Origin of the sequence: Sphingobacterium sp. B29 (assembly GCF_001952815.1) — a bacterium.
In the GTDB taxonomy this organism is placed as follows: domain Bacteria; phylum Bacteroidota; class Bacteroidia; order Sphingobacteriales; family Sphingobacteriaceae; genus Sphingobacterium; species Sphingobacterium siyangense.
In genome coordinates, this window is the sequence record NZ_CP019158.1 from 1,856,717 (window position 1) to 1,883,318 (window position 26,602).

A 26,602-nucleotide genomic window follows, 5' to 3' on the forward strand; every position below is an offset into this window, starting at 1 on the left:
GAATTGGTGATGATTATAGTTTTGTCTTAACCAATTTTAAAAAAGCAAAATATGTGTATGAAAATTCCTCCCGACCACGTGATTAGGCTCACGCAGGGTAATCCGAACTCTACAAAAATCAATAGCAACGCGCAACGGAATTTTAGGTTTCGTCAATAAGGACGAAAACGAAGTCTTGCCGTCTGCATTGCGCATGCATTTGCAGCAATGAGATAGTATGTATCACAAAATTTAAATTAAAAATCCAAGCCTATTGAAGCAGACCTATTTTAAACTCATATTCTTTACGAGAAAGGGAAAGTAAAGGACGCAAGTAAATTTTAAACTAACCATTATAAATCAATGATACAAAAAATACATTTCTGGCTCAGGAGCTGGATAATGAGTGCTACCCTATCGGTGGTGGCGGCTAATTATGCTTATTCGCAAGCAACAGATCAAATAAATGTCAAAGGTCAGGTCACCAATGATGCAGGAGAAGGACTTAAGGGTGTTTCGGTCATGATTAAAGGAGCGAAAACCGGTGTTCAGACAGATGCAAATGGCCGTTATACCATTCTGGCGCCACGCACGGCTACGCTACTTTTTACCTACATTGGTTTTAATAACCAGGAATTAAAGGTCAATCCATCAGGAATCATCAATGTGAAGATGTCAGGAAATAATGTCCTGGATCAGGTAGTGGTCGTAGGGTATGGTACAGCCAAGAAGAAAGATTTAACAGGAGGTTTGGCCGTGGTTGGAAAAGAGCAGCTCAGCATGGTATCTACCTCAAACCTGATGGATCGCTTGGTGGGGCAGGTGGCCGGTTTTTCCATTACGACCGGAGAAGCTGCGCCGGGAGCATCACAGACCCTGTTGATACGGGGTGAAAATTCGATATCGGCCAACAATAGTCCATTGATTATTTTAGATGGTATTCCCTACAGCGGATCCCTGGCAGATATCGATCCCAACAACGTCGAAAACCTTTCGATCTTAAAAGATGCCTCGGCTTCGGCTATCTACGGTTCGCGTGCGGCCAATGGGGTTATTCTGATACAAACCAAAAGGGGGGCGCTGGGTAGAGCTCAGGTAAACTATAAAGGTTTGATCGGCATGGCCGAGCCTATGCAACGCATCAATGTTATGGGGCCAAATGAATATATCCGCTTTCAACAAGATATTGCCCGAATTAGGCAAGGCTATACTGGAGCGCTTTTAGATCCTATCGCCGGGGATATTATTAGCGTAACAGAGCGCGGTAATTATGCGAAAGGCATTACTAACAATTGGCAGGATTACGTCTTTCGAAAAGCCATGACCATGGATCATCAGCTGAGCATTTCCGGTGGTACAGAGAATACAAAATATATGGCTGCCCTTGCAGCTTTGGATCAAGAGGGTGTGGTATACAATTCTAAGTTGTCCCGTTTAAATATTACCACAAATGTGGATCAGACTTTTAATAAATGGTTAACCACTGGTGTTGGCCTGCAATATACCCGGAAAAGCGACGGTGGTATTACGCCAAATTTGGAACATGCCATAAAACAAAGTCCTTATGGGAGCTATAAAGACGAATCGGGGAAGTATGTGCCCGAGCCCATGGAGTATTCATTGATCGTCAATCCGATGCGCAACGTTAATGCGATTCAGGATAGGTATAATAACAACTTCTTTCTTTCTGGCTATGCCAATATTTTGCTGCCGGTGGAGGGTCTTTCCTTACGATCAAATTTTGGTTATAATTATCGGAACGGATTTACCGGAACCTATTACGGGCGCAATACCTTTGAAGGTAGGGATCAGGGTACGCAGGCCGGAGGTAGTGCTTCCATTAATAATTCCAATTATAACGATTATACCTGGGAGAACCTGCTCAAATACGAGCGGCAGATCGGCGATCATCGTTTTGATGTGACGGGTTTATTCAGTATGCAAAAAACGAAAAGCTGGTCAACAGCCCAGAGCGGTGCAGGTTTTGTAACCGATGATACCGAATACTTTATGATCGGTTCGGCCAGCCGTCTTGTTTCCAACAGCGCTTCCTTATCGGAATCTGCGATGCTGTCATACATGGGCCGGATAAATTATGCCTACAAAGGCAAGTATCTATTGACCCTGACAGGACGTACAGATGGAGCCTCTGTATTTGGTATTAACAATAAATATGCATTTTTCCCTGTCGCGGCGGCGGCATGGCAAATCGGAGAAGAACGTTTTCTGAAAGATAACGCCAAATGGCTGGACATGCTGAAAATCCGCCTTTCTTATGGTGCCAACGGTAACCAGGCGATTACACCATACCGCACGTTAGACCGCTTATACTCCAATGTAAAATATATCTGGGGCGATGATGGTACTGCCGTTACGACAGCCTATTTGGCCGGTGATGGTGTGGGGAACCCTAATTTGAAATGGGAAACCACCTATTCGACCAACCTGGGGCTGGACTTTCAGTTATTTAATAACAGATTGGGAGGAACTATCGATGCCTATATCTCTAAAACGAAAGATTTACTGATGACCCGCACTGTACCTATCATGAACGGGTATAATCGCATTTGGGACAATATCGGCGCCACCCAAAATAAAGGTATTGAAGTCACCTTAAACTCGACGAACGTGAAAGGGGAAAATTTTCAATGGAATACGACCGCTGTGTTTTCCTTAAACCGAGACAAAATTGTCGAGTTGAGGGGGGATGGTATCGATGATATTGCCAACAACTGGTTTATTGGTAAGCCATTACGAGTATTCTACGATTATAAAATGATCGGTGTATGGCAAAATGGAGAAACCATTACTGTGGATGGGGCAGCACCCGGAGCTGCCAAGCTGTACGACCGCGATGGTAACGGCAAGATAGAAGCGAGTGACAGGGTGGTCATCGGATCTAAAAATCCACGCTATACAGCATCTTTAGCCAATCGGTTTTCTTACAAAAATTTTTATGCATCTGCGTTGGTAACCGGGGTTTTTGATGTATGGCGCGATGATCACATGGCCAATCTTGGGGCCTGGACTTTCGGGATTACCAACTATGTACACGATGCCAATTATTGGACACCGGAGAATCCCAATGCGACGATCGTTTCACCCGGCTATCTCAATCCATTGGGGCACGGGTACTATAAAAAGGTGAGCTACGTACAGGTGAAGAACATCACCTTTGGTTATAAATTGCCACACAAAATTGCTAAAAAGGTCGGTGTAAATGGTATTGATATAAACGCCAGCGTCAACAATCTGAATACGATTTCTAATATCAGAGAGGTCCTCAATTACGACAACACCTGGATGGCCTCCTATCCGACGGCACGTTCGTATATGTTTGGCTTAAATGTAAACTTCTAATCGATTAGGACATGAAAATGAAAAATATTATCACAACAAGTTTAGGGCTTATCGTATTGTTCACCTTAGGAGGCTGTAAAAAGTTTCTGGAAGAAGAGCTAAAAACCGAACTGGCCCCCTCCAATACCTATACCAGCACCTACGGTTTCGAGGTGGGGAGTGCTGGTTTGTATACACTCACACGTTCAGAATACAATACCTATGGCGAAGGTGGCGCCTTCATCCATAATGGTGCCTGCCCATATGAAGCTTTACAGGTATCTACAGATATCGCCGATGCCATTAATAGCGATGGCTCACTGACGGCTTTTGCAAACCTTACACTTACTGCCTCAGAACGGTTTGTGGGTACTTACTGGAATTGGGCTTACAACCTCATTTCATCGGCAAACCTGATGCTGGTTTATTCCGAAAAAAATACCAATTGGGATACGCCCCAAGATAAAGCACGTTTTCAGGCTGAAGCCCGCTTCTTTCGGGCATATGCTTACCGTACCTTGGTTTATCTCTATGGCGATGTACCCTATGTAGAAACTATCCTGTATGATTTTCAGCTTAATTTTACCCGTACACCAAAGGCCGAAGTCATCGGCCACATGGTAGACGACCTGAAGTTTGCGGTGGATAACCTGCCTACAAATCCGGACGACGTAAAAGAAGGAAAGCTGACCAAATGGGCCGCAAGTCATTTGCTGAGCGAAATCTACCTATTGCAGGGCAATCATGCCGAAGCAGAAAAGGCCGCATTGGCGGTCATCAATAGTGGGTATTATAACCTTATGAAAAACAGATATGGCGTAAATGGCAGCAAACCAGGCGATGTATTTAGCGATTTATTTCTGGAAAATAACCAAAATAGAAAAAGTGGCAATAAAGAAAGTATCTGGGTATTGCAGTTCCAGTTTAACACGATCGGTGGTGGTACCAATTCGGATGACTGGACGCGTAGGGCTTGGATACCAAATTACTCGACGATTACAGGATTTGTTTTGGCTGACACATTGGGCGGCCGTGGTATTGCACAATTAGTGCCAATGAAGTGGTGGGTAGGCACCACAGGTACCAATGCTACAGGCAATGTCGCTGGTATTTTCGAAGCAAATGATATCCGTAATTCAGGTTATAACATTAAACGCAACTGGTATTACAACAACGCGAATGAGACCTCGCTATATGGTAAAAAAGCCAATATTACCGAACAGACCTGGTTTACGACAAAAAGCTTATTTCCAGCGATTACAAAATTCTTTTACGGACGTACTGAAAATTTAAGTTTGACCGGTAGTTATAAAGATCGTATGAAATTCCGTTTGGCTGAAACCTATCTGTTGCTTGCTGAAGCCTATTTGGGGCAAAATATGCCGGATAAAGCTGCCCAAGCCGTCAATGAAGTGCGGAAAAGAGCTGGAGCGTCCGAAATTACCGGCGCTCAGATGAATATGGATTTCCTGCTCGATGAGCGTATCCGTGAATTAGTTGGTGAAGAAAGCAGAAGATTTACCCTGGTGCGTACCAATACTTTGGTGGAGCGGGTCAAAAAATATAATAATGCGATCAAGGATAAAATTACGGACAACAATATCTTATGGCCTATTCCACAGGTGATCAGGGATGCCAATACAGGGGCACCGTTCCCGCAGAATCCGGGTTATAATTAATGGTTATGGGAGGCTGTCCGAATCCTAATCGTATTTTCGGCAGCTTTCCCATCTGATGACAAAAAAGCAGTTGCGCTAGTCAAGCGCATGATTCTATCCAAACGTTAGCAAAAATATAAATCAATGAAAATCATCAATTATTTATACAAAACCTTATTTTTCTTAAGCATGGTACTTTGCCAGTTATCCTGCAAACAGGAAATTCAGGATATACCCAAAGTCAATGAAACGATGGACCTTCAGCCTTCGTCGGAAAACATTACGCTGGACGAGGTCAATTTGACCAAAGATATCGTCACATTTAACTGGAAGCCCGCTAGGGTACAGTCAGATGATCATTTGGTCAGCTACAGTACGATGTTAGATGTGGTGGGGAACAATTTTGGTACCGGTACAGCCATATTTAACTATGAAGACGATAACGTATTGAGCAGAAGCTTTACTTCCGAACAATTACAAAATTGGGCAAATGAAAAGTGGGGCATACCAGCAAATAAGAGCTTTACGCTGGAGTTTAGAGTCGTTGCACAATGGGAGGGCGGTGCTACTTTTGAGGCACCCGAAGTACGTACCGTAAGAATTACAGTAAATCCGATCAAGACGGTTGTTTTTGATGCCGATAAAGTGTTCTTGAGCGGAAGTGCCGTTGGCGGGAGCAAAGTGGAGATGCCAAAAACATTGGAAAATCTGGATCAGTATGCTTATGTATTGAATTTGCAGCCTGGCGAACTGGAAATTCCGGTCGAATTTAACGGTGAAACCAATTATGTTGTTACCTCGGATGGAAGCGCTGAACTAAACGATGGAAATGCCGTTGGCATCAAAATGAGAGAAAACGTATTCTCCTGGAAAATAGCAACTGCGGGCGAGTATCGCGTTGTGGTCAATATGCAAAAAGCGACAGCAACCATTTATTCTCCAGCGAAAGCACTTGCTCCTAAAATAGTGACATGGACAGGGGACCAGCCTTATACGACCACGGTGACGGATTTGTGGATGCACGGAAGTATCAATGGCTGGGGAACTCCGGTAAAAATGGATTGTCAGGTAAGTTTGGCGGATCCGCAGGTTTTGGTCTATACCGGGGGTAAAGTCGGGACCACCAAGTTTATCGTGACCGGAGACAACAGTAATAACAAAAACCTGGCTTATGCTTTTAGTGCTCCGCCTACGACTGAAGGTGTGGCTCAGACCCTGACGCTTACTTTAGGAAAAGTAGCAGAATTGGGCGGAGGTACCGTTGGCGCCAACCGCAATTCTTATTTTACCATTCCTGCCACGACCAATGTGCTGATTTTTGATCTAAGGAACATGACAATTCTGGGGCTAAAACGGTAAGCAATTGTATCAAAGCATTTAAATTAACTTTAACATTTCTGAAAGTGAAAAACAATATAAACTATAAAAAAGCCTGCCTCAGCGCATTTGCTATCATGCTTTGCTTTCTAGCGGTTTCATGCAAGAAAGATAGTGCTGATAACGAAAAAGATATAGCAGGGACCTTGGTGAAACCCAGCTACAACCGCAGTTCCATGTTTCGTAACCCTTTAAACGGCTGGGTCATGTATGCTTCAGCTTCGGGGACTCCTTCCTATTGGGACACCCAATTCTATGTACCTGACTTAGGTAAAACGGTCAAAGCAATTGACTATGCATCTGCCTGTTATATCCGTACCAGCTGGCGAACTTTTAATCCTGTAGATGGCGTATATGCCTGGAGGGATCCCAGCACGGCAATCTATAAAATGATCAAAGGGGCACAAGATAAAGGATTGCCAATCGCCTTTCGTATCGTCGTCGACGGTCGCGATCAAGGAGCAAATACGCCGCAGTTTGTTTTCGATGCAGGCGCCAAGTATTATGTTGCCAATGCTTCTTTTCCGGATAGAAAAACACCCGTGCTGCAAGATCCTGTTTTTCGGAAATATTATAGCAAGCTGATCGAAGAGTTGGCGAAGGATTTTAATGATTTAAATAAAACCTCCTTTGTCGATGCCTATGGACTCGGTTTGTGGGGGGAGGGACATAGCGTCATTTACGAAGATCCTAATAATCCTTCCGGCCAAAATATTGAGGTAATCAAAGAAGAAGTTGTTGATTGGATTTCAGATGTGTATTCCAAGAACTTTACAAAAGTGCCCTTGCTGATCAATTATCACCGCTTAGTTGGCGACCCTGCGGGCAATGGAGCTCCCAATCCTAATTCGGAGAAGCTATTGAATAAGATGATCAATAAAGGGTACAGCCTGCGTCAGGATGCCTTTGGAATGACCGATTATTATCAAAGCTGGGAGAAGAATTTTGCCAAGGTCTGGAATTTTAAACGCCCGATTATTATGGAAGGTGGTTGGATTACGACTGGTACACACCGTTACTGGACTGATCCAAGCGGTAAATACAGGCAAGACCATCCCGAAGATGTTCGGCAGGGCGAATTTGACAGCTCCTTGGAAGCTGCTGTAAACATGATGGATTTCCGTATCGGTGAAATTGAAAGCTGGTTCACCAAATCTTTTACCTTATGCCAGCGTTTTATTTCTGAAGGTGGCTATCGTTTATATCCCGATCGTATTTATTTACCGGAGAAAGTCAATTCGGGTACTGAAACGACAATTAACCACCGCTGGCGGAATATGGGCTGGGGGTATTTTCCGAATAATATTCCTCAATGGAATTATAAATATAAAGTAGCTTTTGCACTCCTGGACGAAGAAAACAGGGTGAAAAAAGTTTTTGTTGATGATAAAGGAGAACCTTCCACCTGGCTTAAGAATAATCCAGTCGCATACGAGTTGAAAGCTAATGTCGATGTAGCTGCTGGAAACTATACCTGGGCCGTCGCCATTGTAGATACAACAAATGAAAATCAGCCGGGAATAAGGCTTGCCGTAAATGGCGATATAACTGATTCAGGATGGTTAAAACTATTGAAAGTACAAGTACAATAAATTTCTTGATGACTCTCGATCAAAAGCGAAATCATCGGATGTTTTTTATGTCAAAAGGGCCTGATAATTGATCAGGCCCTTTGTTTTAGTGTGTACTTGTACAGTAATTTTTATGATCCTTTTGCGCCCTCTTTGTAGGTTTATTATCCAATTTTTATATGCTAAGTCGCGAGTTATGGGCCTATATGTAGCTGAAATTTGAGGAAACAAGTTATGGTTTCTGTAATGTATTCTTTTTATAGCTTCAATAGAATTGACAGAAACAATAGCGATTAAACTTTGATCTAGTTTGCAAGATGATTTAGACCGCCTATCGTATCAGTGAAGAGGCGGTTGTGATATCAGAGTTATTTGACGAAATTATACAGGACATGACATATCCATCCTGTTTGACTTTGAGGTACAGATTAGCGCTTGTTACTTTTTTGCTTACGTAAGTGTATTTGATATTAAATTCGACTTTTCCTGAACCATTGCTGTTGGGTAGGACTTCGATCTGCTCATTTGGACTTTTTAATTGAAATGTTTGCGTAGCATCTAAATAGCCAGTCCCATTTTCAATTTTTTGTAGGGTGTATTTGGTTTTTACCAAAAATTCCTGTTGATCTGCTCCTAAGACTGGAAATGCCACTGTTTCTGTTTTTTCAACTGAATCACCAACTTTCATTGGTTTATTTGGCGTTTTATCTTCAAACTGATTCTGTTCCATTTCGGTTTTTAAATGTTGTTTTTCCAGGGAATCTAGCGTGTTGTTTACGATCGAATCAATCTTTGTTTTGCCATTTTCATCGTAATAGCCATATATCGTAGAGCCACTTAGCGGAGCCTTTAATGGAGTTATTTGCTCGTTAAATTTCATGCTAGTCTCTACAAAAAGTATTTCTGTCTTATAGGGAATTATCTGCTTGACTTCTGCGCCTGTAGCGGTGGTCGATTGGACCTTATTATTTCCTTCCAGATTCATTGTAAAGGGGAATAGTCCCTCCAATTTGCCTGCTGCTTTGGTTTGATATATACCCGTTGTCTCGTACTTTAATTGTGGTTGAGGAAGGTATTTAAAGACAAAGGATTCCTGTGCGTTAACGTACTGCAAAGCAACTAAAAATAATAATGTAAAATAGTAATTCATTTTTGAATTTGTTAATATTCACTAAAGTTAATCAATGGTAGTAGTATTTTTATTGCTTAGTACTGTATTTTTTTTAACGCTCGTTTTCGCTATTTTTCGAGTTTTCCCTATCATGGCTTAAGCGTTGGTTGCTTTTTTAGAGACTATTGAATTTTCACCGTACGATTCCAATTTTTATGTTGATTCTTCATTTTTGAAATGTAGCTAGTAGCCGTTTTGTATAGTAAGAACAACAGCAGATTTGAAGTGGTTTTGTTGAATTTTATTACTCAGTGGAGCAAATAAAGCATTGTAATTGGCTGGAATCTTTGAGCATAGTCCTGTTGGGTTAGCTGCTAACTTGTAGGAAATGATTGAGGTATTATACAAAGCGGGGCCTTGGCCCCGCTTATTTTACAGTACTTATAATTCGAATGAAATATAAGTTGCAGACTATATTCCTAATTCACCCTGGGCAAGCATATGTCTGTAAATCGTTCTGCAGTTGTCGAAGAATCCTGAACAGGAATTTTCAACATAGGTTTGCGAAGTGAAGGTGTCAATCACTTGGCCACTAGTATTGTAGACTGTTAGCGTGTAAACACATTTTCTTAGAAATTTTGCATTGCTTTCTTTTGTTGACTCGGTAACTTCAACTTTGTTGGTGGTTTCGGGTGCTGCCGAAGTACTTGTTTTTACTTCTGCATTTTCTTTGGGTGCTTTTGTGTCCGTGCCTGCAAAAGCCGCTGTCGATAGCGCAGCTAGGGCTACCAAACTCATCAATAACTTTTTCATTGTTTTTAAGTTTTATTTGTTAAATAATGTATGCCTTTTGGGCATGTTTTAATTATCTGAGAATAAAAGTAATCACAAGAAATTGTACTAGGCTGAGCGATTCGTATTCGTGAGAGTTGATCTCATATTCGCGCTTATTTAGTTGATATTTAGTTTTCCCAGTAAACTGAAAGCCGCTCAAAAATTAGACTTGGTATTCGTACATATTTTCACCTCCCGATTTCGGCTATTTACCGAGTTTTCCCGAGCGTTGGTCTAAAGCCCATAGGCCAGGGACCTATTGTGTCGTAGTTTTGAGTCAACAAATAAGAACAACAGAACTAACACTATAAAAAAGATATTATGAAAATCCTAGTAAAAACATTCGCAGCAGCAGCTTTAATCGCCGTATCAACATTCGCTATGGCAGCTGCAGGACCAGGTTCGAAATCAGAGAAAGCAAACGTTAATCTTTCCACAGCAGACTTGGCACTGGATCACTATCTTGCGGTAACCATTGCGGGAGAATCAGCAGGTGTAGAGCAGCTATTTGCTGAAGATTTTAACCAAAAGTTTCAAGCGTCCAATACGCAAAGTCATGGCCGTAGCGAAATCGTTAAATTCTTGAAAAAGCAAAAAGGAGAGCAGCTGAACTGCACCGTAAACACCGATATCCTTGAAGAGTCAGCAGACTTTATGGTCGCTAAAGTAACCTTGAAATTCGAAAATTTTACCAAGACTGACCTGGTCACCTTAGAGCGCGAGGGTAACAGCTGGAAAGTATCGAAATCAATCAATTCGTATAAATAAAATCTAATAGCTAGTGGTCTGTCAGTTCGGGTGGAGGACAAACCACTGGTGAATTATCTATTTAAGTTAAGTTTAAAAGCCACGTCGGGAGATGTGGCTTTTTTTCTGATATACAAGTATGAAACTTTTAAATTAACTTTAGGTATTCGCCATTCGTGCTGAGATTTCGTGCAAATAGCCTGTGGTCGCTAGATTATAGTAATTGATGGAAGAAAAGTATACTTTAATCGGACTGGGCTTAATAGGAACTGATCATTGTACCGATATTGTTCGAAAATCTTCAGTGTCGACCATGGTATAAACCGGAAATAAAATAAGATTAGAATCTCAAGAGTCATAACTATGGCCGATCATATTGTAAAAAAATAGAGCGGTCAGTTAATTAGATTATTGGGCGTAAAAAAGAATAAGTAATGGATATTAAAAAGCACCTACTGGCTTTAAAAAGTTTTGAAGATTCTTTATCCCAAGCATTAAATCAACTTCAGCGTGAAGTTGGTAACGACCTGTCGTTCCTGGAAAATTTTGATCAATTGAATAATTGCTATAAAATGGATTCAAGGTTAAGTCAGCTATTATTGAGCGCTATGCAATTATCCAAATCTGAGGATATATATTCAAGTTTCGAATTGTCGGATATCGAAAAGGCCTATGATTTTATGCTCGAAACGAATACTAATAATTTAAATATTTGGGTTGATGCGATCTATTTTAATGAAATTGTTATGGATAATAAAAGAAAAAGTGAGCTATTGAAAACTCGATTTTATTCTCTATTGGCTAATTTCAAAAAAGAAATTGAAAATTTGGATAGGTAGTCAGATGGCCCTGTAGGACTAACATCAGCGGCCCCATATTGAATTTGGACGAAAAAGTAATAGAAACAAAATTTAGATACTACACGATGAAAGATAAATATGAAAAATGGGCTATTGATTTATTCCTTCCTCAAGATTTATTTTTTTATAAAATGTATGTGGAATACAGTGAAATAGTTATTCTTTTAAAAAACTTAGTTGATCACACTCAAATTCTCGAATTAAAATTTGAGTATTTTGTTTCGTATAAAGTTACGATCGACTTGGCGCTAATGAAGATGGTTAACGAGAACGACGATTTTCGAGGATTTGCAAGATCTACATGCTCGGCTTATTTGGATTCAGTTATTGAGGGCAGCTATGATATTTTAGAAAGAAAAAATATTGAACATTTCGTTATTTATAATTTAGAAAATGCAATTGAGGTGCTTTCGGATGAACCTGCTACATTTCGCTGGTTAAGTAAGGAAGAGGTGAAAACGTTAGTGAGTTAACCAGTTAATAAATTAAAAGGAACAAAATTCAGGTATCAATAGTTATGAACAATTTTATAAAATGGGATCCAGTATCTCCTCCACCAAATGATCTTTATTTTGTTAATTTAACGGACAACGGTGGTAGCATAGAGATTCATCTGGCTGAAATGAAAGATGACCGAATATTAATCTTAAAATTTAAAGGTGTGATGTCTTATCAAGTGACAGATGAAGGTGCAAGATCAAGAGGCCTCTATGAGCACCCAGGTATAGAGGTTTAGTGGTATCGGATAATTCAGACTATTAGATTGGTTTCGTAGAGAAAGTCAAGAAATGTTTTCAGATTGGGATCTGAAACACTATTCTATAGGTAATGTAAATAATATTATCGACATCATAAGCGGTAATGAAATCGAAGTGGTTTGGCAGGCGGAAGTTTATAATTCTTTCATCTACAGATAAATACTTTGTTGCAAAATTTAAAAAGGGCATAACTTAGCCATAAGTTATCCATTTACATCCCCATTCCCGCCATTCACCGAGTTTTCCCGATCGTTAGCCTAAAGCCCGTAGGCTAAGGGCCTATTGTGTTGTAGTTTTGAGTCAACAAGTAAGAACAACAGTAAGAACAACAGAACTAACACAATAAAATAAAGACATTATGAAAGCATTAGTAAAAACATTCGCAGCAGCAGCCCTAATCGCAGTATCTACATTTGCTATGGCAGCTGAAGGGCCTGGAGCAAAAGCAACAAAAGCTAATATTAACCTTTCTACAGCAGATTTCGCTTTAGAACACTACGTAGCGGTAACTACAGAAGGCGAATCAGCAGGAGTAGAGCAGTTATTTGCAGCTGATTTTAATCAAAAGATCCAAGCTACCAGTGCGCAGTCTAACAGCCGTAGCGAAGTGGTTAAATCTCTGAAAAAACAAAAAGGCGAAAAGCTAAACTGTACAGTAAGCACCGACATCTTAGAAGAATCAGCTGATTATATGGTCGCTAAAGTGACGTTGAAATTTGAAGATTTCACCAAAACAGATTTAGTTACCTTGGAACGTGTAGGCAATGACTGGAAAGTATCCAAATCGATCAATTCTTATAAGTAGTATCCAATAACTGGTGGTTTGCCAATAATAAAAGACAAACCACTAGTGAATCATATGTTAAAGTTTAGTTTAGAAGCTAGATCGTGAAATCTGGCTTTTTTACGTCAAAAGACCTGATTATCATCAGACGCTTTCTCTTAGCGTTTATTTGTACAATAATTTTTATGTTTCCCATTGTTTCAATGTTTTTAAAAACTATTGGATTTTCACTGTACTAAACCAATTTTTATATTAAATCTTCTTGTCGAAATGAAGCTTGTTGCCGTTTTGTAAGGATAAAGGTTATATTGAAATAGTTTTATTGGAGTAGTTTGGGACATTGGCATACCATCAAGTGGGGAAGAGGATGGCGCATGGATTCTCCCTGTTCTTATGGCCTTATTGCGCTGCCTTATCTCGACGGACCCAAACTTGAAATTCTTACCTTTGATAACAATAAATCAGTCCATTTCTATTGGTTACTGCCTATCACCGAGGAGGAAGTAGCTTTTAAAAAGGGAAATGGTGCCGAAAAGCTTGAGGAAATATTTGAAGAACGAGGATTAAATTATTTAGATCCATTCAGGGACACGTTGGTTTGAATGAAATAATATCTCGGGATTTAGTAGTCAAAAATACCAATTTTTCTAAAAAATAGATAGCTATGAAACTACTACGAAATTTTGAATTAAACGATATACTGTTTGATTTAGAATCTGGCAAAGAGTTTGAAAATTCAACTATCCTGCGCCATTTGACCATCTAAATGATTTGGAACAGGACTGGGGATTATTCATTCAGGAAATCATTAATAATCCATTACGGAGGAGGAATATGATTTCAAATCTCATGGAATGAGTTAATAATAGGTAATACTGTCCTGCTATTAAAACAGCTTCCACTTCTAGCGACATAAAGATTGCTGCAAGAACATTTAGAATAGTTTAGTGATGAAATTTATCTACAAAAAGTAATTAAACCTAGCGATTTTTCAGCAGAAAACGGGTAAAAGGATTTTCATTATATAAATGCATAAATAGCTAGTCCGAGCATATATTTTAAACTTTTTTTAACCAACAAGTGATATAAAGGTAGCGAGATTGTTATCTTTCAATTAAATTCGTAAATATGAGTCCTCGTAAGGAAGATCATATGGTCCAAGATCTTATTAGTCGGGGGCAAAATATTATCAGTAATAACTTTATACCAAATGAATCAGAGATATTTTTTAGTACTACTTTTTCTCACAGTATGCCAGTTGGCCTCGGCCCAATTTGCAAAAATCATTGACAAAGACGGCTATGTAAATGTGAGGAAACAAGCTACAGTGAATAGTGCGGTTGTTTCAAAAATTGCTGCTGATAAAATTGTTTATGCATTTCCTGATGAAAAGTTCGGCGATTGGGTAATTGTTGATTATACCGACAACCATAACAAGAGCTTCACTGGGTATGTACACCATTCAAGAATTAAATATATCGAATCCTATAAGCAGATCCCTATAGTATTTGCTGATGAAGGCAGCGCAAAATTTATGGCAAAAGATATAACCGTGCAAATAAATTCCGATCGTTTCGATTATGAAAAAAATAAAGGTGATTTTTCATCGACTCAATATGATGGCTATAGCGTTGTAGACAAATTTAGAGGGCAGCAGGTTTGGGGAACAGATGGCGAAATCCCTACAAACCATTACACCTCTATTCAAGCTACTATAAAGGGAAGATTTATTCAGATCCCAGCAAAGGAAATCGAAAACTTATTTAATGTAAACAACGAGTTTGCAACATGCTACTATGATGACTCGAATGATATTTTATACATTACTGCTGTTAATGGCGATGGAGCTGGTGGGTATGCAGTTTTATTTGAGATTAAAAAAGGTAAATATAAAGCACGCGTGGTAACAATGCCATTTTAGCAATAGCAATAATCGTAAAATTACTCTTGTTTGGCTTTTACCTCCCAAAATCGTATTTCATAGAGCAACCGTTATATGAAGATTTTAAAGTTTTTTTTGAAGAATCTATTCCTTTTCGTTTTGATTTTACATTATTTGAATATTGCGTGGGTTTCCTATCAGTGAATGTAGATCGTTATAAAAAAGATTATTACTGTACAATGCCATCGATGCTAACGTTAAGCGATCCATCAAGTAGTTCATCACAGAAGAACTCGTTCTATGGCAATTCGACATATGGGAAAGTAGAGGGAACTAAAAAACTTCTACAACCTAATGTTCTATTAGGTTGTAGAAGCTATAACAATTAGATATATTTCTTTTTCTTAGCCTTAGATACTTCTTCGATACGAGACAGTTGTTGTGCAAAAAACACCCATAAAAAAGGAAATAAAAACATTAGTATAATACTCAAAAAAGGTATTCTCCCTTTTGATTTAGCTATTTGAACGACCACTACTATATAACTAATAAGCCAAAATAAAGCTATTAATATCAAAGAAAATTTCATTTTTAAAATTTTTTATAATTAAAAGTAATCAAAAATTTAATTATAAGCAAGTGTATGTAGCCGCTGCTAACATACTCGTGTGGCATTCAGGTGTCAAATCGAAAAGAGTATCACATGTTGGATCTGATTCACAAGCTTTTTATGTCATCTGCTAGACTCTATTTACACAGTCGGTATAACCTTCTTCTGGAGAGGTCTTTGCTATTTTGCTGGAAGCAACTTTTTTAGCAATACTCCTGTTATCTTCTCCATCAACAATAGTGCATCTAAGTGTAGCATAATAACTGGTGGTTTGCCTGTCGTAAATGGACAAACCACTCGTGAATTATCTATTAAGGCCACTTTGGGAAATGTGGCTTTTTTTCTTTTGTCATATCGAAACGATGCATCGTAAAAGATATGGAGACTATTGCAACATCGAAAAGAAAGAAGATCACTAAAATAGCTCGCCAGGAATGGGGTTTTCGTAAATTATTTTCCGTTTAAAATAACGCAATCGATTGATTTGATTTAATATTTTAATATTCGGTAATGTATATATAACTTGAAGTGTAAATGTGCATTCTGGTGACGCTAGTTAGTATGATTTGTAATTTTTTAACCAAACGAAACGCTTAATTTATGGGTAAATCTGCTCTTTTTAAAGGTAAAAATAGTGATCTAAATTATACTTCTGCATTTTTGCTAGATCCTATTAAGGTAACGTATGCTAAATTAAATGTTAACCCTACATCGGACCAAATAAGAACGGCCTATCAAAACTGTTATAATCCTCTTCAAGTGAATCCGTTTTAATTATGAAAATACTATTTTACCCACTGTTTTTTTTAATATTTCAATTTACCGTTCATGCTCAGGTCAAACCGGTGGCATTCGATATGAAGATCATGTATAAGTTTACTTATCAGAACGATAGTACGTCTAGTGCTTCGCGGAAAAGTATTTTTACACAATTGACGATCGGTGAGCAAGAAAGTCATTTTCAGACCCTATCAAAATTTAGAGCTGATTCAGCATTGGCACTCGAACATGGCAGTAATATGCTTTTCTACAGTTATGGTCGTATAGTACCCAATAACTTTTTAATTGTAAAACGGGGAGATGTCATTTCCACTTACGATCCTATAAACGGCGTGGGGTTTAGTGGAAATAATGAGTTGTCCTACTATGAGGAAAATAAGGCGGATATGCAATGGGAAATACGCCCTGACACTGCTCATATTAACCATTTTGTTTGTCAAAAAGCGACGACGGACTGGGGCGGGCGAAAATGGATCGCGTGGTTTACCATGGATATACCGATTTCAGATGGTCCGTATAAATTTTGTGGACTACCCGGTTTAGTGTTGTCCATATCAGATCAGGATAAATATTTCACATTCGATATGGCCTCCATAAGCAAAGTAAACAGTGTATCGGCCACTTTCGATCAATTACGTCCAGACCTTATTATCCAAAAGACAACAAAAGCTAATTTTTATAAGGAAAGGCAAAAATTAAGGGATAATATGATTGAATATGCGCTGTTGACCGGAGCTATATTATCTGACGAAAGTAAAATAAATATCCGTGCAGAAATGAAAACAGATAATAACCCTATCGAGCGGCATTAATGAGATGTGCAAATAGACGCTATGCTAGCTAAACTTTTTTTCACCATCATATTTATCTGGATAGGTGGCCATTCCTTTGCGCAAACCATTATTACAGGCAAATTACTCGACGAAAATCAAAAACCGATCGCCAATGTCACTGTGTCTTATAAAAAAATCGGTTCTGCAGCCTTGTTGAACTTTTCAAAAAGTGACGCTAGTGGAGCCTTCAGACTTACTGTTAAAGTTAGCGATGTAGATTCACTACAGTTGGATTTTAATCATCTCAGTTATGCCAAACGTAGCGTACATGTTGCCAATGCGACTGCAAACTATGCTTATATTTTAAAAAGTGAGGTGCGGAAAATACAAGAGGTAAAGGTGTCGGATGTGCCAGTGTACAAGCAAAAAGATACGATCAATTATAATGTAGCTTCTTTTACAGGAGCGCAAGATCGTGTAATAGGTGATATCATCAAGAAGCTTCCGGGCGTAGAGATGCGCAACGGTCAGATCTTTTATCAAGGCGAACCTATTCAACAGTATCGGGTCAATGGATTGGACATGATGGGCGGACGTTACGGGCTTATCAATCAAAATCTTCCAGCAGATGCGGTTATGAAAGTTCAGATCCTTGAAAATCATCAACCCATCAAAATGTTGGATAAGTTGGTCTTTTCAAACCGCGCCACCCTTAATTTACAGCTTAAGAAATTTACCACAACAGGTACCGGTAAACTAGGTCTTGGAGCAGCTCCTGCGCTTTGGGATGCTAATATTACACCAATGACATTTGCCAAGACCTTTCAAATGCTCAATTCATTTCAGACGAACAATGTTGGCGATGACGTGTCACAGCAGTTAAAACCATTCTATTCAGGTACTGGTTATTTTACAGCGCGATCTCGCTTTTCAGATGGACCGTCCTATCTCTCTATTCGGGAGGTAGCCACTCCGGGTTTCGATCAGAAAAAATGGTTGAAAAACCAGATCTTTCTAATGAGCAGCAATATGATTCAAAAGTTAAAGAACGGTTTGGAAGTCAAAGGTAATTTTTCTTATTTCCACGATAATCGAAAACTGCAAGGAACAACGTCGACACAATATTTTACAAACAACGAAGTGATCCACAACCAGGAGGTAGTGGACAATCGCTATGGTATCGATGAGTTGAATATTGGGATGCTGGTCGAAAAGAACGAGTCAAACGTTTTTTTTAGTAACAGCACCAATTATCGTAAACATTGGAACAACAGTGCCGGTAATATTCTTTTTAATGAAGACATCCCTATACAGCAGGACAAAAAATTCTCAGACGAAGCCTTTCTCAATTCCTTTTCACTCGGCCGTTTTATAGGCAAGCAGTTGGTCAATATCACGTCTACTTTAGAGTGGCACAGTACGCCTCAACGTCTTACGGTCAATCCCGGTCAGTTTGAATCGTTGCTCAACGGCGGGATGCCCTATGATCAGATGGGACAGATCGTTCGTTTTAAGAGCTTTAATTTTGAAAATGGCCTGAGTTTATCGCGCAAGATCAAAACATGGACTTTTTCACCTAGCATCAACCTGAATTACAACAGCGGTACGTTAAACAGCTATATCGAGCTGCATGATCAGCATGATATTCGCGTCCTGGATACTGGTTATTTCAATGCTATGAATAGCGCGCAGATGCAGCTGCGGATGGCGCTCCAAATTGGGAAAGAAGTGCGCAAGTTTAAATACAGTTTCAATCTACCGTTCAGTCAATATTACTATAATGTCAAACAGCAAGGCAAACAGCGTCTGAAAAATGAATTGCGGAGCAGTTGGAATCCCTCTGCTTCGATGAGCTATCTGTTTAACGGGAAAAATACGATCAGTACAAACCTGAGTGGAGGTCGAAATTTTGGTGGGCTCGACAATTTCTACAATGGTTACATCATCAGTCAGTATCGCAGTATCCAAAAGTATGATGCACGCTTACTTAAGAATGAAGAGCTGCGTACAGGAATACATTATGCGTATAAAAACACCTTGAAGGCAAGCTTTGCCAATCTGGGTTATAATTTTAGAAAAAGTTGGCGTGACTATATGTTCAGTACAGTATTGGATAGTATGGGACGTAGCACGACCAGTATTATTAATCAAAATGCGCAGAGTCTGTCGCATGGGATCACTGGTGGACTTTCCAAACTATTTGTCCGTATCAAAACTGTAGCAAAGTTAAATGGTAATTTCAGTTGGAGTACTTCAGATTATTTGCTGAATGAGCAGTTGGTGAAGCAACGTGTAAGCAGTCAGTCGTTCACACTTGAGCTGATCAATTCGTCTTCAGCGTTAATTTCTGGAGATTACCGGGTTGCCATGGGGCGGACCCACAATAGATTGGCTGCTGGACAGCGCAATGAGCTGTTATATAACAATCATTTTTTTAATCTGGTAGTTGCCCCCCATGATCGACATTTGATCACCTTGTCCAATTCATTATATGCAAATAATGTCAAGGCACAAAAAAGTCAGTATTTTATGGACGCAACTTATCGGTTCAGGCTAAGCCATTGGCGTACCGATTTAGAGCTGACAGCAACCAATATCTTGAACAATAAAAACTATCTGCAGCAATTTTCCTCAGATTATGAGCTTATACAGAGTTATTTCGAACTCAGGCCAAGACAGTTTTTGATTGCAATGCGATTTAAAATCTAGTGTTTAACTCCCAAAGAATTTGTTAACTTAAGGCTCTCAAATGACCTTTGATAATTTAGCTAATTCATATCTTCCAGTGAGGTGGTAGATGGACCTGTTTTCAAGTTATACAACGTACAAATCAATAAATGTTTAAGAAGTGAAAATTAATAAAAAAGTTGTTCCAACTATTTATATTCTGACCTATGTTTGTTTGATCGTGACGAATTTTATTGCGATAGAGCACCAGGCAATTAAAGGATGTTTTAGTCAGTTATTGGCTGATTTTTTTCATTTAGGGCATAAATTTGATGGCTTTCAAATTTTTGGAATATATCTTTTTGGGAATCCATGGATATTGGGATTATTCTATTATGGCTTTAAAATTAAGTGGATAGTATATTGTTTTATTGCCAGTAATATCTTAATTTTTGTATCGCTATTGCAATGTTATATGAAATTAACTTAATACACCTGTCAGTTATTTTACTTCTTTGATGAAATTACGGCTACAATGGAAAATTAGATCTAAACTGCGAGATGATTAGGAAACATTTGTTGTCAGATAATAATATTTTAGTACCCTTATATTAAAAGTGTGATCACTGTAATTGGTAGTGTGGTTATATTAGGTTTATGGTAAAAAGATCAGTCTTAGAAAAACTATCCAATAAGGACCTGTTGCGGTATACTTCAGAAGATACCCGATCAGTCCCTGAAGCTATAGAAATGGCTTTCGACATTCTCAAAAAAAGGGGCTATTTTTTTTCCGAAACAGAAATTGTTAAGATAAATCAACTTATCGCATCAAGGAAAAAAGAGGAACCTGATTACAAATCCCTTAACACATGGGATATTGATGAAGATGCTGAAAAAGCTTCCGTCAGTTTCTATTCACAAAAAGCAATATGGTATTTTAGTATACTATTCGGATTATTTACAGGCGCTATATTGTTAGCGATTAACTTATTCACATTATCCAAGAAAAAAGAAGCATGGGCAACACTCCTATTTGGATTTGGTTATACCTTAGCGTTAATTTTAGTATACAATGAATTTAAAGATTATTTTGATCAGAGTAGATTCACTGGTATTTTGTTGTATGGAATAGGTGCCGCCATATTGCAGTTTGGGTTTTGGGATCAATATTTGAAAGGAATAAAATATAAGAAGAGAAGCATCATTGCTCCACTTATGATCTGTTTAGTTGTTGTTGGTTTAATTATATTACGTATCATAATATTCTTGAGTTGATTCTCCGCAATAATATTGAAAGACCCTATGGTTTTTCAAAGGCCAATGTTGTTATCTTGAGAAGTATACCTTACTACTTACTTACTTACTTACTTAATGCCTTGACGATGGCCATGCCTATGGCCTTGGCTGATTGAGGATTTTGGCCAGTGATCAATCTGCCGTCAATGGTGACATGCGACTGCCAAGGTTCTGATTTTTCATAAATCCCACCTATAGCTTTTAGTTTATCTTCTAGTAGAAAGGGAACAACATTGCTGAGCTTTACAAGCTCTTCTTCTTCATTGCTAAAGCCATTGACTTTTTTCCCTTTTATCAAATATTCACCGGATTTCAGTTTGATATTGATCAAGCCAGCAGGACCATGACACACAGCTGCGACAACGCCGTTTGCTTCGTATATCTTGCTTGCAATCTTTGCGATTGTCGAATCGAAAGGCAGATCCCACATCGCACCATGTCCTCCGGCATAGAAAATGGCTTTATAATCTTCCGGTTTTACCTGAGAAGGTTTAAGGGAATGGGTGATTTTACTGTGGTAGTATTTATCCTCCCAGAATTTTTTGTTAACAGGATCAGTCAGGTCAAATCCATCCACAGGTGGATTCCCTCCCTGTGGACTAAGGAAATCAATCTCATATCCAGCCGCTGTTAAAACCTCCCAGGGATGTGAGACTTCCCCGAGATAATAACCTGTTTTCTCGCCTGTATTACCTTTTGTATCGTGACTAGTTACTACAAATAGAATTTTCGGTTTTCGATTTGTTGCATAGCAATGGGGTACTATTAGGGTGAATAAAGCCAAAAATAGTCCTATTTGTATAAAGAGTTGTTTTGCTTTCATATCGTTGAGATTTTCTTTTTGTTGGAACAAATCTCTCGATTTCATATCGTAATTTAACGTGACCTACATCACATAATTAAAATTCACCTTCCCATTTCCGCCATTCACCGAGTTTTCCTAATCGTTAGTCTAAAGCCGATAGGCTAGGGGTCTATTGTGTCGTAGTTTTGAGTCAACAAATAAGAACAATAGAACTAACACTATAAAAAAAGACATTATGAACCATCATGAGTGTATTCAAAAGACACTCATGATAGCTTTATCATCAAATAAAAAACAAATAATTTCGATAAAAAATGCTAGTAAAAACATTCACAGCAGCAGCTTTAATCGCAGTATCAACTTTCGCTATGGCAGCTGAAGGACCTGGAGCAAAAGTAACAAAAGCAAACGTTAACCTTTCCGCCGCTGATTTCGCTTTAGAGCACTATGTTGCAGTAACGACTGCGGGCGAATCAGCAGGAGTAGAGCAGTTATTTGCAGCTGATTTTAATCAAAAGATCCAAGCTTCCAATGCACAGTCTAACAGCCGTAGTGCCGTAGTTAAACTATTGAAAAAGCAAAAAGGAGAGAAGCTGAACTGCACAGTTAGCACTGATATTTTAGAAGAATTTGCAGATTATATGGTCGCTAAAGTGACCTTGAAATTTGAGGATTTCACCAAGACTGATCTTGTCACTTTGGAGCGTGTGGGTAATGACTGGAAAGTATCCAAATCAATCAATTCGTATAAATAAGAGCCATCCCTAACAAATATATAAGTTGTGAAGTCACATCGAGAGATGTGGCTTCAATTTTTTGCGTATCATTGTATGTCGATGGATAATAGGCGATCAATTTTGAATTGAGCATATGGTACAATATACTATCAAGTGGCTAACAGATAGATTTGAAAATGGAGATAGCTTCAAATTTCTCTTCTTTTGGGGGCATACAGCAAAGCATAATCAGGAAGTTGGAAAATTTGTTTTCAGTCAATGGTATGAGAGTCCGTTTACAGTAGATAATATTACCTATAGGACTGCGGAACATTGGATGATGGCCCAAAAAGCATTGCTTTTTGATGATAAGAAGAATTTTGAGAAAATCATCAACTGTATTAAACCGGGTGAGGCCAAAGAGTTGGGAAGGCAAGTTGTAGGCTATGATGATCAGATTTGGAATGAACGCAAATTTGAGATTGTTAGGAACGGAAACATCCATAAGTTTAATCAACATTGGACGCTGGCCGAATATCTGTTAAAAACAGAAAATAGAGTTCTTGTTGAGGCAAGCCCCGTTGATGCCATATGGGGTATTGGACTTGCACAAGATGACGTCGATATTGAAAACATCTATTGTTGGCGCGGTCAAAATTTATTAGGCTTTGCATTGATGGAAGTACGAGATTTTCTAGGTCAATTTGGACAATTTCGAGCACTTCAAAACGCTATGCCACCGCCTTGGTCGAAGTTTTCCGATAAGGACAGTAGGGATATGTTTTGGAGAATGGGATTGGGTGAGGAATATTTGAGCAAATTCCGTACTTATTATGATAATCTGTCTGAAAGGGAACAAAAGATATATCAACTGACCTATCCTCCTCCTTATTCATGGATGGATTTTTATTAACTTCGTATAAATGGAATTTTACAACTGGTGGTTTGCCAGTAAAAAGACAAACCACTAGTGAATAATCTATTTATTAAGGCCAGGTCGGGAGATGTGGCTTTTCTAATTTTGAAATCAGACAATCAGGTATACTCGGGCTCTTCTAAGTATATATCTGTGGCGTGCTTCCTTGTCAGAATTTTATATTCATTCTTTTGAACCCAGTCTTACCCCAATAACTGTATTTAATCTGTCCTGTAATTTGATTCTTAGCGATGCAACCTATATATCTGCTGTCAAGCGCATGATCTCTGCTATCGCCCAATACAAAAATACTATCTGTCGGAACAACGAAATCATTCATATTCATCATACCATCATCAAACTCTTCTTTACTTTTATAGATGCGATGACTGTGTCCATTTGGAAATGTCTCTTCCAATTCAGAAAAGTTTATACCTTCTATATTTCTGTCTGCAATAAATTTGGATTTACTTAGCTTGTTATTTATCGATACAATATTGTCTTTAAGTGAGATCGTGTCTTTCGGCAGACCAACTATGCGATACATGAATAACTGACCATCTTCTTTAGTAAACGTAACCAGATCTCCAGTTTTAGGTGGATTTTTTTCGTAGGCTTTTGTATCTGTTATAATCCAGTCGCCTTCCAGAATCGTTGGGTTATTGGCTGTTGTTTGAGCAATGTAAGATTGTATGCCTATCATTTTTTTTTATATCAAACACTAAGGTCGTTGTAGAGATAAAGATGGCGATCAATACGTAGTTATACCATTTGTTGTAAGGTTTGAGGATGTAAAATTTTTGTCTTTTTGCATTTATTATAGCATCCACTACCATAAATAAAAGGAATGAAATAGCAATCGTCAAAAAAAATGACCATTCCGGCAAAGGAGGTTGCCCAACGTGTAACAGCAAAAATCACAGGGATTAAATAACTTAGGGCGAAATAAAGAATGCCTTTCTTTATCTGTCCATTATAGACCTGCCCTAGGCCAGGAAAAACTAAAGAAAATACAGCTGCCTTAAAAGCATTTCTTGGATGTGACTGAGGTACATCAATTGTCGTTAGATCTTCCATAAAAGAATAATAGGTATAATATAATTATTAGGTGGTGATTGACTGCCTGCGTATAGGAAGCCTTTCCCTGCATTAAAATTAGTCATTTATTTTTTGAACGTGGCTGGCTATTCTAAAAACTTTATCAGGTATTCTGTGCCGGATTCGTGCTATACGTTCACCTCCGCATTCCAGCCACTCATCGAGTTTTCCTGATTGTTGGTCTAAAGCCAGTAGGCTAGGGGCGTATTGTGTTATAGTTTTGAGTCAACAAATAAGAACTAATAACTAACACAATAAATAAAGACATTATGAACCATCATGAGTGTATTCAAAAAGCACTCATGATAGCTTTATCATCAAATAAAAAACAAATAATTTCGATAAAAAACTTTAGTAAAAACATTCGCAGCAGCAGCTTTAATAGCAATATCAACATTCACTATGGCAGCTGAAGGACCTGGAGCAAGAGCAACAAAGGCAAACGTTAAACTTTCCACAGCAGACTTGGCACTCGATCACTATGTTGCGGTAACGACTGAGGGCGAATCAGTAGGAGTAGAGCAGTTATTCGCAGAAGATTTCAATCAAAAGATCCAAGCTTCCAATGCACAGTCTAACAGCCGTAGTGCCGTAGTTAAACTATTGAAAAAGCAAAAAGGGGAGAAGCTGAACTGTACAGTTAGCACTGATATTTTAGAAGAATCTGCAGACTATATGGTCGCTAAAGTAACGTTGAAATTTGAGAACTTCACCAAAACAGATTTAGTTACCTTGGAGCGTGCGGGTAATGACTGGAAAGTATCCAAATCGATTAATTGGTATAAATAGGAGCGATTTCAAATAAATATTAATGCTGTAGAGCCAGGTCGGGAGATGTGGCTTTTTTACGTCAAAAGGGCCTGATTCTCATCAGACCCTTTCTCTTAGCGTTAATTTGTACAGTAATCTTTATGTTTCTTATCGTTTCCTCTTTTTTGTTTCGTCATCCAATGTTTTTAAAGACTATTGGATTTTTACTGTACGACGCCAATTTTTATGTTGAACCTTTCATTTGAAAGGTAGCTTGTAGCCGTTTTGTATTGTAAGAACAATAGCCAATTTGAAATAGTTTTATCAAAGTGATTTTTTTTTATAAATTGTGTTGGCTTATTTAAACTGTATGAACATCTTGGTTATTCTAATGTCATTCTTTTTCCCTCATATTCCGCAAGCTAACGCTTATAATGACTAGCGGGTTCCTATCGCTGACAGATTGTCGATTGTACGTTGAATAAAAGCATCAGACGCTAAATTTTTAACCGTATTCTTATTGAGTATACCATTCTGTTCTTTTAAGATATATTCACTAGCTTTAAACCACTGCATCGGTATTCCATCTATTTCTTTGTCTGGTAAATAAGAATAAATGAAATTCAGTTTTTCGATGTCGGAGACCAATTTCTTTACTTCATCGGCGTAATTTTTCAGTTGTGACACGCTGAGGCTATCTTCAATCCTTTTTGTCAACAATCGGTCCTCATACAATCTCGATTCGGTGAGCTTGATGACTTCAATAAAAGAAGCGACCGACGAATCATCAAAACCATCCCACCAATAATCACGTAGTTGTTCATTTTCAGTGTCAAAATAAACCCTCCGTTCTTCTGTTGACATTAAGAAGCCTGGTCTTACATAACTTTCTGTTGGAATATCACCCCAAACGGAAGCCCATCGGGTTGTTTTGGAATAATAAAAACATCCAGTAAACTCACTCTCCATATACCTGTCAATTGTTAGTCCTAAGGATAAATAAAAGCCGTTTTCTAGCTTTTTTGAAAAAAAAACCTTGTGCGCTAGATATAGAGTCTTTAAAATAGAGGTACCCCAATGTCGCTAAAGGAGCCTTGACTTTAGTGATTAATTTTGCTTTTGTTAACTTCATTTTTTCAAGAATATTTCTCACCTCAAAAACTTCTCAAACAGTTCTCTTTCTTATCTGTACGCTATCAACATAATAGGTGTTCCTTTTGATGTCTTTGAGAGCTGCACTGTAGTCTGGGCATAACCTAACGAAAATAATGATGCGAAAAGGACAGTAAAT

The 26,602-nt window shown here is 38.5% G+C and carries 24 protein-coding genes; 17 read left to right on the forward strand and 7 right to left on the reverse strand.

Annotated elements, in window-relative coordinates; all coding sequences use genetic code 11:
* Positions 1 to 342: 342 nt before the first annotated feature.
* The 4 genes from BV902_RS07690 (at position 343) to BV902_RS07705 (ending at position 7,945) form a co-directional block, all read left to right on the forward strand.
* Complete coding sequence (locus tag BV902_RS07690; RefSeq protein WP_075991433.1) at positions 343 to 3,339, forward strand: SusC/RagA family TonB-linked outer membrane protein; 2,997 nt, start codon at positions 343 to 345, stop codon at positions 3,337 to 3,339.
* Positions 3,340 to 3,350: 11 nt separating this feature from the next.
* Entirely contained in the window at positions 3,351 to 4,997 is a 1,647-nt protein-coding gene (locus BV902_RS07695; RefSeq protein WP_237242021.1) for a RagB/SusD family nutrient uptake outer membrane protein, read from the forward strand.
* A gap of 123 nt (positions 4,998 to 5,120) precedes the next feature.
* Positions 5,121 to 6,335: a SusE domain-containing protein gene (locus tag BV902_RS07700; protein ID WP_075991434.1), complete on the forward strand. Its 1,215-nt coding sequence runs from the start codon at positions 5,121 to 5,123 to the stop codon at positions 6,333 to 6,335.
* 44 nt (positions 6,336 to 6,379) lie between these two features.
* The gene (locus tag BV902_RS07705; protein WP_237242023.1) at positions 6,380 to 7,945 is read left to right on the forward strand and encodes a DUF4832 domain-containing protein; all 1,566 of its coding nucleotides are present in this window, start codon (positions 6,380 to 6,382) and stop codon (positions 7,943 to 7,945) included.
* Between the two features lie 310 nt (positions 7,946 to 8,255).
* Here the strand turns inward: BV902_RS07705 and BV902_RS07710 are convergent, their stop codons facing one another.
* Positions 8,256 to 9,074 (reverse strand): hypothetical protein, encoded by an 819-nt coding sequence (locus BV902_RS07710; RefSeq protein ID WP_075991435.1) that lies wholly within the window; start codon positions 9,072 to 9,074, stop codon positions 8,256 to 8,258.
* 432 nt (positions 9,075 to 9,506) lie between these two features.
* Positions 9,507 to 9,848 (reverse strand): hypothetical protein, encoded by a 342-nt coding sequence (locus BV902_RS07715; RefSeq protein ID WP_075991436.1) that lies wholly within the window; start codon positions 9,846 to 9,848, stop codon positions 9,507 to 9,509.
* A 342-nt stretch (positions 9,849 to 10,190) separates the two neighbouring features.
* Between BV902_RS07715 and BV902_RS07720 the strand changes: the two genes are divergently transcribed.
* The 7 genes from BV902_RS07720 (at position 10,191) to BV902_RS07750 (ending at position 14,939) form a co-directional block, all read left to right on the forward strand.
* Positions 10,191 to 10,637, forward strand: a complete 447-nt coding sequence (locus BV902_RS07720; RefSeq protein ID WP_075991437.1) for a nuclear transport factor 2 family protein — start codon at positions 10,191 to 10,193, stop codon at positions 10,635 to 10,637.
* A 413-nt stretch (positions 10,638 to 11,050) separates the two neighbouring features.
* Complete coding sequence (locus BV902_RS07725) at positions 11,051 to 11,455, forward strand: hypothetical protein (protein ID WP_075991438.1); 405 nt, start codon at positions 11,051 to 11,053, stop codon at positions 11,453 to 11,455.
* Positions 11,456 to 11,541: 86 nt separating this feature from the next.
* A complete protein-coding gene (locus tag BV902_RS07730) occupies positions 11,542 to 11,949 on the forward strand; it encodes a hypothetical protein (protein WP_075991439.1) in 408 nt (135 codons plus the stop codon).
* A 44-nt stretch (positions 11,950 to 11,993) separates the two neighbouring features.
* The gene (locus BV902_RS07735; protein WP_075991440.1) at positions 11,994 to 12,212 is read left to right on the forward strand and encodes a hypothetical protein; all 219 of its coding nucleotides are present in this window, start codon (positions 11,994 to 11,996) and stop codon (positions 12,210 to 12,212) included.
* A gap of 380 nt (positions 12,213 to 12,592) precedes the next feature.
* Positions 12,593 to 13,039 (forward strand): nuclear transport factor 2 family protein, encoded by a 447-nt coding sequence (locus BV902_RS07740; RefSeq protein ID WP_075991441.1) that lies wholly within the window; start codon positions 12,593 to 12,595, stop codon positions 13,037 to 13,039.
* Positions 13,040 to 13,350: 311 nt separating this feature from the next.
* Positions 13,351 to 13,620, forward strand: a complete 270-nt coding sequence (locus BV902_RS07745; RefSeq protein ID WP_075991442.1) for a suppressor of fused domain protein — start codon at positions 13,351 to 13,353, stop codon at positions 13,618 to 13,620.
* 608 nt (positions 13,621 to 14,228) lie between these two features.
* A complete protein-coding gene (locus BV902_RS07750; protein WP_075991443.1) occupies positions 14,229 to 14,939 on the forward strand; it encodes a hypothetical protein in 711 nt (236 codons plus the stop codon).
* Between the two features lie 346 nt (positions 14,940 to 15,285).
* On the opposite strand, the gene BV902_RS07755 is transcribed toward BV902_RS07750, so the two are convergent.
* Positions 15,286 to 15,489 carry a hypothetical protein gene (locus tag BV902_RS07755; protein WP_075991444.1) on the reverse strand — a complete coding sequence of 68 codons (204 nt, stop codon included), beginning with the start codon at positions 15,487 to 15,489 and terminating at the stop codon, positions 15,286 to 15,288.
* A 797-nt stretch (positions 15,490 to 16,286) separates the two neighbouring features.
* Here BV902_RS07755 and BV902_RS07760 point away from each other — a divergent pair.
* The 3 genes from BV902_RS07760 to BV902_RS07775 all read left to right on the forward strand — a co-directional run bounded on the left by BV902_RS07760 (position 16,287) and on the right by BV902_RS07775 (position 21,005).
* On the forward strand, positions 16,287 to 17,102 hold the full coding sequence (locus tag BV902_RS07760; RefSeq protein ID WP_075991445.1) for a GLPGLI family protein: 816 nt from the start codon (positions 16,287 to 16,289) through the stop codon (positions 17,100 to 17,102).
* A 21-nt stretch (positions 17,103 to 17,123) separates the two neighbouring features.
* Positions 17,124 to 19,772, forward strand: a complete 2,649-nt coding sequence (locus BV902_RS07765) for a hypothetical protein (protein WP_075991446.1) — start codon at positions 17,124 to 17,126, stop codon at positions 19,770 to 19,772.
* A gap of 615 nt (positions 19,773 to 20,387) precedes the next feature.
* Positions 20,388 to 21,005 (forward strand): hypothetical protein, encoded by a 618-nt coding sequence (locus BV902_RS07775; RefSeq protein WP_075991448.1) that lies wholly within the window; start codon positions 20,388 to 20,390, stop codon positions 21,003 to 21,005.
* An 85-nt stretch (positions 21,006 to 21,090) separates the two neighbouring features.
* On the opposite strand, the gene BV902_RS07780 is transcribed toward BV902_RS07775, so the two are convergent.
* Entirely contained in the window at positions 21,091 to 21,894 is an 804-nt protein-coding gene (locus BV902_RS07780; RefSeq protein ID WP_237242025.1) for a type 1 glutamine amidotransferase domain-containing protein, read from the reverse strand.
* A 251-nt stretch (positions 21,895 to 22,145) separates the two neighbouring features.
* Here BV902_RS07780 and BV902_RS07785 point away from each other — a divergent pair, with 251 nt between their 5' ends.
* Positions 22,146 to 22,586: a nuclear transport factor 2 family protein gene (locus tag BV902_RS07785; RefSeq protein ID WP_075991449.1), complete on the forward strand. Its 441-nt coding sequence runs from the start codon at positions 22,146 to 22,148 to the stop codon at positions 22,584 to 22,586.
* 115 nt (positions 22,587 to 22,701) lie between these two features.
* Complete coding sequence (locus tag BV902_RS07790) at positions 22,702 to 23,460, forward strand: NADAR family protein (RefSeq protein WP_075991450.1); 759 nt, start codon at positions 22,702 to 22,704, stop codon at positions 23,458 to 23,460.
* 172 nt (positions 23,461 to 23,632) lie between these two features.
* On the opposite strand, the gene lepB is transcribed toward BV902_RS07790, so the two are convergent.
* Both lepB and BV902_RS07800 read right to left on the reverse strand, forming a co-directional pair.
* Entirely contained in the window at positions 23,633 to 24,166 is a 534-nt protein-coding gene (gene lepB, locus BV902_RS07795) for a signal peptidase I (RefSeq protein WP_075991451.1), read from the reverse strand.
* Between the two features lie 59 nt (positions 24,167 to 24,225).
* On the reverse strand, positions 24,226 to 24,540 hold the full coding sequence (locus BV902_RS07800) for a DUF5683 domain-containing protein (protein WP_075991452.1): 315 nt from the start codon (positions 24,538 to 24,540) through the stop codon (positions 24,226 to 24,228).
* A 423-nt stretch (positions 24,541 to 24,963) separates the two neighbouring features.
* Between BV902_RS07800 and BV902_RS07805 the strand changes: the two genes are divergently transcribed.
* The gene (locus BV902_RS07805) at positions 24,964 to 25,350 is read left to right on the forward strand and encodes a hypothetical protein (protein WP_075991453.1); all 387 of its coding nucleotides are present in this window, start codon (positions 24,964 to 24,966) and stop codon (positions 25,348 to 25,350) included.
* 399 nt (positions 25,351 to 25,749) lie between these two features.
* Here BV902_RS07805 and BV902_RS07810 read toward each other — a convergent pair whose 3' ends face one another.
* Positions 25,750 to 26,280, reverse strand: a complete 531-nt coding sequence (locus BV902_RS07810) for a hypothetical protein (protein ID WP_075991454.1) — start codon at positions 26,278 to 26,280, stop codon at positions 25,750 to 25,752.
* Positions 26,281 to 26,602: the final 322 nt, after the last annotated feature.